Origin of the sequence: Flavobacterium macacae (assembly GCF_003865365.1) — a bacterium.
Taxonomy (GTDB): Bacteria; Bacteroidota; Bacteroidia; order Flavobacteriales; family Flavobacteriaceae; genus Flavobacterium; species Flavobacterium macacae.
The window spans coordinates 1-8,566 of the sequence record NZ_RQVR01000034.1 but is presented as its reverse complement, the minus strand read 5'-3'; the positions used below and the strand labels follow the sequence as shown (position 1 = coordinate 8,566).

Sequence of the window (8,566 nt, the reverse complement as noted above, 5' to 3'; positions counted from 1 at the left end):
TTGTATTTTCGGATTTTTATCAAAGCTTACAGCGTGTGTCCTGCTCATGCAGGGCACACACAGCCACTACAAGCAATTTGGGTATTAGGCTTAATTTGAAATTGGTTTGTATTTGGAAGATTTGGCAAATCCGAAGAATGGGCTTAATTTAGTCCCAAACCCGCTGTAGTACCAAGACGTTGTGTACAATTAAATTAAAAAAGAGGTGAATTTAGAAGAAATAGTTAGGGCAACCTATGAAGAGGTTAAAAATACAGATGACAAAGGACGATTGGCATCTTATATTCCTGAGTTGGTTAACGTTGATTCGGAAAGTTTTGGAGTATTTATATCAACAATTGACCACACTAATTTTGGTATTGGCAATTTTAACGAAAAATTTTCGATTCAGAGTATTGCAAAAGTACTTTCACTAAGCTTAGCATATAGTATTCTTGGCGAGAAAATTTGGACAAGACTTGGAGTAGAACCTTCAGGAACAGCATTTAATTCTCTAGTTCAACTTGAAGCAGATAAAGGCATACCTCGAAATCCCTTTATAAATGCTGGAGCAATTGTTATTTCAGATATTCTACTTAGCAATCTGAAAAACCCAAAAGAAGAATTTTTATCTTTTATTAGAAGCATTTCCAATAATTCAGAATTAAACTATTCACGCAAAATAGCTGCTTCAGAAAAAAGCGTAGGATTTCGAAATGTGGCATTATGTAATTTCATTAAATCCTTTGGAAATATTGAAAATGAACCCTCAGATGTTCTTGACTTCTATTTTGATCTTTGCTCTCTTGAAATGAATTGCAAAGAGCTTTCAGAATTATTTTTGTTTTTAGCAAACAATGGCTGTAACATATTTGCTAACAACTCGATACTTACCAAAAGCCAATGCAAAAGAATAAATGCACTAATGCAAACTTGTGGCTTTTATGACGAATCTGGAGAATTTGCCTTTAAAGTTGGACTTCCTGGAAAGAGTGGTGTTGGAGGAGGGATTGTTGCAATCCATCCAAATCATTATGCGATTGCAGTTTGGAGTCCGAAATTGAATGAAAAAGGAAATTCATATAAAGGGATGAAATTTCTTGAAGAGTTTACAACAAAATCTCAGTTATCGATATTTTGAGATGAAATAGCCATGATTGAAACAAATCACCAACCGAAGATTATTATAACCAATCTGGCGTATTCCATGTGACCCATAAAAATAAATAATAACACATGAAAACTGTACACAACAGCCAGAGTTTCGTTGGGCTTGCAAAGCCAACAATGAAACTCGTGTTGAACGGAACCGCTCTACATCCATCCCTTATGGGGTTTACGATAAATGAGTAAGAAGAATTTCAAGAGGCTATTGTGCCTCTTTTTTTATGAAGCAAAGTGGTCGATGGTTTTTGAGTGTTTTCCATCACTTTGTTGCATACTGCCCTTACCCGTACCAAATTAACTTTGTTGGGTTGCTATCTTTTGGCTACTGCCAAGATACCAAGCAGGCGGACCGCGCTTATCAAAAATCAGAATCCTGTGCAAGTTTCCCACTTTGCAACATTGACATTTGCTAATTACCGCGGCTTTGGTTTCTCTAGCCATCGGTACAAAATCCATTTTCTTATGCAGATCCTGAAGTTTTTGCCGCTTCCAGGTGCTGCTCAAAAAACCGTAATGTCTGATTTTCACAAAACGCTTTGGTAAAATATGCAATGCAAAACGTCGGATAAATTCACCGTGCGATAATATCATCTGCTTTTTAGAACCATTTTGCCGATAATCTTTGTATTTAAAAGTGACATTCTTCTCATCAATTCCTTGAATTCGATTGTTGCTGATGGCTATTTTATGTGTGTATCTGCCAAGATATTCAACTACAGAATGTGAACTGCCAAAAGGCTTCTTTGCAAAAACCACCCATTGTTTTGACCATAAATCTTTTTTTACTTTTGTGTAATTATCCGGATTTAGTGCTTTTAAGGCATCGCAAAACTTTGCTCGGTACACTTTTGATAAAGCCTTAACAGGATAAAGAAATTTTCCATCACTTCGAATGTTGACCCAGCCACCATCTTTATCCACGCCTCCACCCGGCACAATACAATGCAAGTGTGGATGCAGGCATAAATTTTGTCCCCAGGTATGCAAGACCGCAATCATACCTGTCTGCAACGTACGCTTTTTGCCAAACGCTTTTAAAGTTGCCCAAGCCGATTCAAACAGAATGTCATAAACCAATTTAGGATGCTGCATTGTGAATTAATACTGTCTGGCAATGTAAAAACCACATGAAAATATGGTACAGGCAAGAGTTCACTCATTCTGGCTTGTATCCAATCATCCCTATTTTTGCCCTGACACTTGGGGCAATGCCGGTTGCGGCAGGAGTTGTAACTAATTTTGATCGCCCCGCAATCTTCACAGGCATCAATATGACCGCCCAAAGCAGCTGTTCTGCATCTTCTCACCGCAGAGAGCGTTCGCAGCTGCCAGGTGTTTAATCCTAAATTTTCTACACCCGCACCTAACTTTTCAAGCACATCGGCAACTTCACTTCTCCCTCGCTCAGTGTACGCTTCCATTGGAACTGCATTTAGCAAATAAAGTATCGAGTGGACTAAAGGCTTTCTGAGTATCGAGTTGGGCAATGTGCAAATATTCCATCGTGGTCTCAATATTCTCGTGTCCTAAAAGATTTTTGAGACTGATAATATCGAGTCCATCTTCTAGCAAATGCGTAGCAAAAGTGTGGCGAAGCGTGTGGACACAAACATCTTTGGTGATTCCAGCTACTTTACAAGCTTGCTTCACCGCCCACTGCACACCACGCTGGGAATAGCGAGAGTCAAAATCGCCACCGGCACGTCCGGCAGGTTGTCCGTTAAACAAGTAAATTTGTGGTTTTTCGGCCTCGATATAGGATTTTAAACCTCGAATTAAATGTTGGGAGAGAGGAACATAGCGGTCTTTTTTACCCTTTCCTTGTACGACTTTGAGTTGCAATCTATCAAAATCCAGGTCCTGCAAGCGCAGGCTTCGAACCTCCATACAGCGAAGTCCGCAACCATACAGCAATCCAATAAGGACTTTGTGTTTAAGAAGGTGGCAGCTTTTAAGCAAACGCCATACTTCTTCTTTACTCAGAACAGTGGGAAGTTTTTTCTCATGCTTGATTGAGGGTAAATGCAAAAATTCATAGGGCAATCTTTCTGATTTCAAGAGAAATCGAAGTCCGTAAACGGTGTGTTTAAAATAGGTTTGCGATGGTGTTTTGGAACGCTTCTGTAGTAAAAAAAAGTACTCTTGCACTTGTTCTACATCAAGTTCGGTGCGAATCTTTCCAAAATGCAATGCCATAGCGGCAATGTTTCTGGCGTAACTTTTAAAAGTCAATTCGCTTCTTCCTAAAACCGAAATACTACGTTTGAAACGCTGCAGTAATTCCTCAAATCCTGCTACTTCAGCAACGGCTCGATTGATGATTGTTGGTGATCCAACTAACTCATCTGCTTTTTTTTATCATGGTAATTAATTTTTAATTAGTTTTACAAAGGACTATAATTTTCCGCAATACACTACCGTAGGTTTAGTTCAACCGCCGTTTCACGCAATTTCGGAATTTTTCGTAGCCGGAAAAATCTATTTCACGAAGAAACATTATCTTCGGCAGAGAGAACTCAGTCCGCTTTGATCCGCAACTGTCGTGAAGCGGCCAAGCGTTGGGAAAAATCGCCCTTCGGGACAATTTTTCCCAATGACCGCTCGGCTTCGCCGACAGTCATTGGCAGCAATATTGAAAACTTGCATTAGATTCAAATTTGGTGTATATTTACACCTTAAAAAATTTGAATCATGGCAAGACAAAGTATTTCGTTAACTCAACCGAATGACGAGTGGCTTAAAACTCAGGTCGATTTACAAGAATATTCAAGCAAAAGTGAACTTGTGAATGATTTAATCAGGCAAGCGCGTAAGCAGCAAAATCAGGTTAATTGGTTAAAAGCAAAACTTGAAAAGGCAGAAGCTAGCGGTTTTACAACGGATGGCAAAGAAGAAATCAGAAGTCGCTCAAAAGAGAATTTGAATGGTTAATTATCGATTAAGTAACGAAGCGAAAGATGACCTAATTCGAATTCACCAATATGGAATCAAAAAGTTTGGCCTTACTCAAGCGGACAAATATTTTGATGCTTTCTTCGAACATTTCGAAATGATAGCAAAAAGACCGTTCTCTTTTGAGGCTGTTGATCACTTAAAAAAAGATTATCGTCGTTGCGTATGTGGCTCAGAAAGCATTTTTTTCAAAGTAACGAAGATGCGGTAGAAATAATGGCGATCGTTGGAAGACAAGATTTAGATTCATTATTATAATACTGCTGCCAACAGCAAGCAAAAATAATTGCCGAGTTTTCAGGTAGTTGAAGCTTTATTTTCACGATGATTGTTTTATCTTGCCGACAGTACGCAGCCCGCTTTCATCGGCAACTATTCCTGCTCGCAACCGTCATTAGTGGCAATTATAACGAACGACAGAAAACTATGAAATCAATAATAATTATGGGAATATTAAGCGGAATTTTATCATTATTTGGTTGCGGAAATAAAACTGAAAAATCCCAAGGTTTTATTCAACGAGCGAAGCAAATTGAAATTGCTCAATTGGGCGGAGAACTTAAACTGTTGGAGCAGAATAAAACTGAATTTGATTTCATTGGAATTACATCTAACGGAATTGATTGTATTTATTTTGTGCAAGACAACAGTAAATTCCAAATTGAATTTGAAGCTATGACAGACCAACAAATTCCATATATTGACAAGTTAAAGACATTTGCAACTCAAAACGGATTTGAAATACAAATGACTACATATGGAAACAAACCTCAATATGATGCTAAAGAAGCACCTGTTTTGAAAATCATAACAAATTCAAATCTCGAGAAGACTGCTGAAATAGGACAGAAAATTCAACAAGACATTTTTAAGAACAAAGCAGAAACGAAATATGATGTTGTGCCATAAAATAACAGCCACTAATCGAGTAGACTGCCCCGCTAGAGCTAGCAGGGAGAGCCTCTCAAATAGTTATAGTCACGAAAACCAAAAAAACAATAACAGATGGAGTACACCACCGAGCGTACCGGTCTCTATTTCTCTTTTAAATTATTCTGTACTTTAAGGAAATCCGTAATCAGTCTTTTGATAATTTGTTTATTATTGTATAAAATATCCAATACACGGTAGCTGGTATACAACCAAAATTAGGGGTATAGGTATGATTTTGGTTGTATATATATACTAGTTCGCGGTAATAATTTGACAAATAGGGCGTAAAATCAAAATATTGTACATACATTTGTACAAATTATAACAATTATGGTAGTAACAAATATTTCAGATTTCAGAAAAGATATTAAATCTTACTTTGATAGAGTAGCAATAAACTTTGAAACTCTAATTATAAATCGTGGAAAAGATTCAGGGATTGTTGTTATTTCACTTGAAGAATATAATTCACTAATTGCAACAAATTATGAATTATCAAATAGAACTAACGAAAGTAGGTTAGATTCTGCTATTGATAAATTTAAGAGTGGTAAGTCATTTTCTAAAGACTTAATTGAGGAATAAAATGAAATATGTATTTGTTGATGAATCTTGGGAAGATTATTTGTATTGGCAAAAAATTGACAAGAAGAAAGTTAAAAAAATAAATGATCTACTCAAAGATATTTCAAGAAATCCTTTTGAAGGAATAGGAAAGCCAGAACCATTGAAACACAAGTATGCTGGATTTTGGTCAAGAAGAATTGATGATGAACATAGATTAATTTACAGGTTTATCGATGATGAAATTCAAATTTTGAAATGTAGACATCATTACGACTAATAGTACTACCGCTAATCGAGTAGACGGCTCCGCCAGAAACTGACGGAGTGCGCCTCTCAAATAGTTATAGTCACGAAAACCAAAAAAACAATAACAGATGGAGTACACCACCGAGCGTACGGGTCACGTACTCGGCGGTTCACAAAGAGATGGATTGAGTTGGATGTATAGTTCTATTAAGGAAAAGTATCCTCTTTTCTTCAAGCGATTTAGGGTAATGGTTGTGCCTAAAATAGGACTTTACTCAAATTAATATTTAAATTTTGGTCTTCGTGATAGCGCTTCGCTAAATTCTGTTCGTCAGTACCGGAACTTTTAAGGAAGGTATTGCTCTCGCAATAATTTTCAGTGCATACCTCACGATAAACCATTGCGACGTGCTAACGATTCGGGTTTTCAATCCGCTCGTAAGGGACTTACACCCTCGAGAGAAATAACACTCCGTAAGTAGGATTCTTAATCCGAAATTTGTATTTTTCAATTTTGATCAAAGCCTACAGCGTGGGTCCTGCTCATGCAGGGCACACACACTGGCTATAAGAAATTTGCGAATTTTAGGTAGTTGGAACATTATCGTCACGAAGAAAGTTTTATCTTACCCTAAATACTCAGTTGGCTATGCCGCAAACTTCCCATAGCCAGAGACCGTTAATTTCAACTAAAAATCATTAAATGAAAATAGCAGCACAAATAACCTTAATCCTTTTCGTTGCTTTCGGTTGTGAATCGCAATCGCAGCCGTTTAAAAATGATGTTACCATCGTCGGTGCAATGAGAAATGTAATGTGGAAAGGGGAACTTGAAGGAAATATTAATCTCGATACGATCAAAAATAAAAAAAATCTTTTCGGACTTGGACCTGTCGAATATTTAGCGGGTGAGATTCTTATCATCGATGGTATTTCATATAAATCAACTGTTGTTTCAGATACAGAAATGAGAGTCGAAGAAACGTACAACATTAACGCACCTTTTTTTGGTTATGCAAACATTCCCAATTGGAAAGAGCAAACCATGCCTAATAGTATTCGAACGATCCAAGATCTTGAACAATATCTCGATCAAAGCAGCAAGTCATCTTCTCGCCCATTCATGTTCAAAGTAACTGGAATAGTTAACAATGCCAAAATCCATATTGTAAATTTGCCTAAAGGTTCAAAAGTCAGTTCACCCGACGAAGCACATAAAGGTCAAATAAATTATCAAATTGAAAATGAGCTTGCAGATATAATCGGCTTTTTTTCAACAGATCATAAAGCAATCTTTACACATCATGACACCTTTTTGCATATGCATTTGATTACAAATGACCGAAAAAAAATGGGCCATTTAGACGACGTGACTTTTAAACCAGGAACGATAAAACTGTATTTACCTAAGGAATAATTTACAACATCACACAATCGAGTAGACTGCCGCGCTGGAAACTAGCAGGAAGAGCCTCTCAAATAGTTATAGTCACGAAAACAAAAAAAACAAGAACAGATGATGTACACCAACGAGCGTACGGGTCACGTACTCGGCGGTTCGCAAAGTGATGGGTTAAGTTCGATGTAAACGGCAGTTAAAGATTGGTAACCACGCTGTTTTAAGCGTTTCAAAGTAAGGGTGGTACTCAAGATTGGACGCTGCGCAATGGCCCAACCGCCTTTCCTTCCCCATCCGCCGCCTGGCTCATTCGCTAAAAATTTCCACTGGACCTTTTCGTAACGCGCTGCCCTTCCAAGCATAAGCGTGGTCTTGGTCGATCCCTAATCGCATGAGGTTTTTCCTCTTTCCTTCGGGTTTAGCTCCTTCGTTAGCATTGTTTTTTTGGAAGTCGTGATACCGCTTCGCTAAATTCTTCCAAGTCCGTCCAAATGCAGTAGCGGAGTCTGTGGCGGAGCCAGCCGTCCCAATCCCATTGAGATAGCCATAAAGATAAAGTTTGATGAAAATTTTGGTATCAAAACTCGGGCGTCCTTCTGTCGTTAGGCGCTGCACTCCAAATCCTAATGATTTTAAAGCAATATTTTCTGCAAAGGCATCGATAAACCGGGTGGGATTAGCAGCAGCAATGGGCTCTTCTCAACAGGCAAAGGTCATTTGGTTACGGGGAATTTCGGTGCTGTCTTGCCTCTTTAAAATAGGATAGTCCGGTTTTTATGCCAATAGTTTTTTATATTTGAAAGTAATTAAGCGAAGGTTTTTCACAAACTAACGTTATGCGATATTTTGCACATCCATACATTAAAAATCATGTATTCTACACTTGAAAAATTCATAAAAACCAAGACAAATGGTGATGCTAAAACAATTGATGAAATCTGTTCCTATTTTAAATGGGTTAAAACGAAGAGAAACCAAATCCTTTTGAATTATGACCAAGTCTGAGATCACTATTATTTTATAAATAAAGGTTGTGTTCGCTTATTTACGATTGCTAAAGATGGGGATGAAAGCTCCAGATATTTTGCTTTTGAGGGAAATTTTGTCACTGCCCTGCCCAGCTTTATTAACCAACAAATTGCTGAAGAGTATTTACAAACCATTGAAGAGTCAGAATTATTGTGTATTTCAAGAGCCGATTTTTATCATTTAGTAGCTTCAATACCGCAATTTTCAAAGATCTACACTGAGATTTTAGAACTCGGTTTTATTATGGCACAAAAAAGAATTTATGGATTTCAAGGTTTTGATGCGTTAGATAAA

10 protein-coding genes and 2 pseudogenes are annotated in these 8,566 nt (G+C 37.6%); 9 read left to right on the top strand and 3 right to left on the bottom strand.

The window, feature by feature from the left end; translation table 11 throughout:
• Window positions 1-205: 205 nt before the first annotated feature.
• The gene (locus EG849_RS15255; RefSeq protein ID WP_115620122.1) at window positions 206-1,120 is read left to right on the top strand and encodes a glutaminase; all 915 of its coding nucleotides are present in this window, start codon (window positions 206-208) and stop codon (window positions 1,118-1,120) included.
• Window positions 1,121-1,440: 320 nt separating this feature from the next.
• Here EG849_RS15255 and EG849_RS15250 read toward each other — a convergent pair.
• Both EG849_RS15250 and EG849_RS15245 read right to left on the bottom strand, forming a co-directional pair.
• Window positions 1,441-2,567 (bottom strand): annotated as a pseudogene (locus EG849_RS15250) (IS91 family transposase).
• Window positions 2,551-3,342, bottom strand: a complete 792-nt coding sequence (locus EG849_RS15245) for a tyrosine-type recombinase/integrase (protein WP_199732377.1) — start codon at window positions 3,340-3,342, stop codon at window positions 2,551-2,553. Before EG849_RS15245 ends, EG849_RS15250 begins: the two are co-directional and overlap by 17 nt.
• 495 nt (window positions 3,343-3,837) lie before the next feature.
• Here EG849_RS15245 and EG849_RS15240 point away from each other — a divergent pair, with 495 nt between their 5' ends.
• From EG849_RS15240 to EG849_RS15215, 6 genes are all read left to right on the top strand, one after another.
• Window positions 3,838-4,077: a ribbon-helix-helix domain-containing protein gene (locus EG849_RS15240; RefSeq protein ID WP_125014263.1), complete on the top strand. Its 240-nt coding sequence runs from the start codon at window positions 3,838-3,840 to the stop codon at window positions 4,075-4,077.
• Window positions 4,070-4,309 (top strand): type II toxin-antitoxin system RelE/ParE family toxin, encoded by a 240-nt coding sequence (locus EG849_RS15235; RefSeq protein ID WP_233581818.1) that lies wholly within the window; start codon window positions 4,070-4,072, stop codon window positions 4,307-4,309. The genes EG849_RS15240 and EG849_RS15235 overlap by 8 nt, the downstream gene beginning before the upstream one ends.
• Window positions 4,310-4,524: 215 nt before the next feature.
• Window positions 4,525-5,007, top strand: a complete 483-nt coding sequence (locus EG849_RS15230) for a hypothetical protein (RefSeq protein WP_125014261.1) — start codon at window positions 4,525-4,527, stop codon at window positions 5,005-5,007.
• Between the two features lie 354 nt (window positions 5,008-5,361).
• Entirely contained in the window at window positions 5,362-5,616 is a 255-nt protein-coding gene (locus tag EG849_RS15225; protein ID WP_125014259.1) for a type II toxin-antitoxin system Phd/YefM family antitoxin, read from the top strand.
• Window position 5,617: 1 nt separating this feature from the next.
• Window positions 5,618-5,875 carry a Txe/YoeB family addiction module toxin gene (locus EG849_RS15220; protein WP_125014257.1) on the top strand — a complete coding sequence of 86 codons (258 nt, stop codon included), beginning with the start codon at window positions 5,618-5,620 and terminating at the stop codon, window positions 5,873-5,875.
• Window positions 5,876-6,547: 672 nt separating this feature from the next.
• On the top strand, window positions 6,548-7,261 hold the full coding sequence (locus EG849_RS15215; RefSeq protein WP_125014255.1) for an acetolactate decarboxylase: 714 nt from the start codon (window positions 6,548-6,550) through the stop codon (window positions 7,259-7,261).
• Window positions 7,262-7,386: 125 nt separating this feature from the next.
• Here EG849_RS15215 and EG849_RS16090 read toward each other — a convergent pair whose 3' ends face one another.
• A complete protein-coding gene (locus tag EG849_RS16090) occupies window positions 7,387-7,605 on the bottom strand; it encodes a hypothetical protein (protein ID WP_394336497.1) in 219 nt (72 codons plus the stop codon).
• A gap of 508 nt (window positions 7,606-8,113) precedes the next feature.
• Here EG849_RS16090 and EG849_RS15995 point away from each other — a divergent pair.
• Entirely contained in the window at window positions 8,114-8,248 is a 135-nt protein-coding gene (locus tag EG849_RS15995; protein ID WP_262680363.1) for a hypothetical protein, read from the top strand.
• A 12-nt stretch (window positions 8,249-8,260) separates the two neighbouring features.
• Window positions 8,261-8,566 (top strand): annotated as a pseudogene (locus EG849_RS15915) (Crp/Fnr family transcriptional regulator); the annotation flags it as partial.

Bases quoted from the DNA above. Each gene is read 5' to 3' on its own strand.
- EG849_RS15245 (WP_199732377.1), bottom strand. From the start codon at position 3,342: ATGGCATTGCATTTTGGAAAGATTCGCACCGAACTTGATGTAGAACAA.
- EG849_RS15240 (WP_125014263.1), top strand. From the start codon at position 3,838: ATGGCAAGACAAAGTATTTCGTTAACTCAACCGAATGACGAGTGGCTT.
- EG849_RS15235 (WP_233581818.1), top strand. From the start codon at position 4,070: ATGGTTAATTATCGATTAAGTAACGAAGCGAAAGATGACCTAATTCGA.
- EG849_RS15230 (WP_125014261.1), top strand. From the start codon at position 4,525: ATGAAATCAATAATAATTATGGGAATATTAAGCGGAATTTTATCATTA.
- EG849_RS15225 (WP_125014259.1), top strand. From the start codon at position 5,362: ATGGTAGTAACAAATATTTCAGATTTCAGAAAAGATATTAAATCTTAC.
- EG849_RS15220 (WP_125014257.1), top strand. From the start codon at position 5,618: ATGAAATATGTATTTGTTGATGAATCTTGGGAAGATTATTTGTATTGG.
- EG849_RS15215 (WP_125014255.1), top strand. From the start codon at position 6,548: ATGAAAATAGCAGCACAAATAACCTTAATCCTTTTCGTTGCTTTCGGT.
- EG849_RS16090 (WP_394336497.1), bottom strand. From the start codon at position 7,605: ATGCTTGGAAGGGCAGCGCGTTACGAAAAGGTCCAGTGGAAATTTTTA.
- EG849_RS15995 (WP_262680363.1), top strand. From the start codon at position 8,114: ATGTATTCTACACTTGAAAAATTCATAAAAACCAAGACAAATGGTGAT.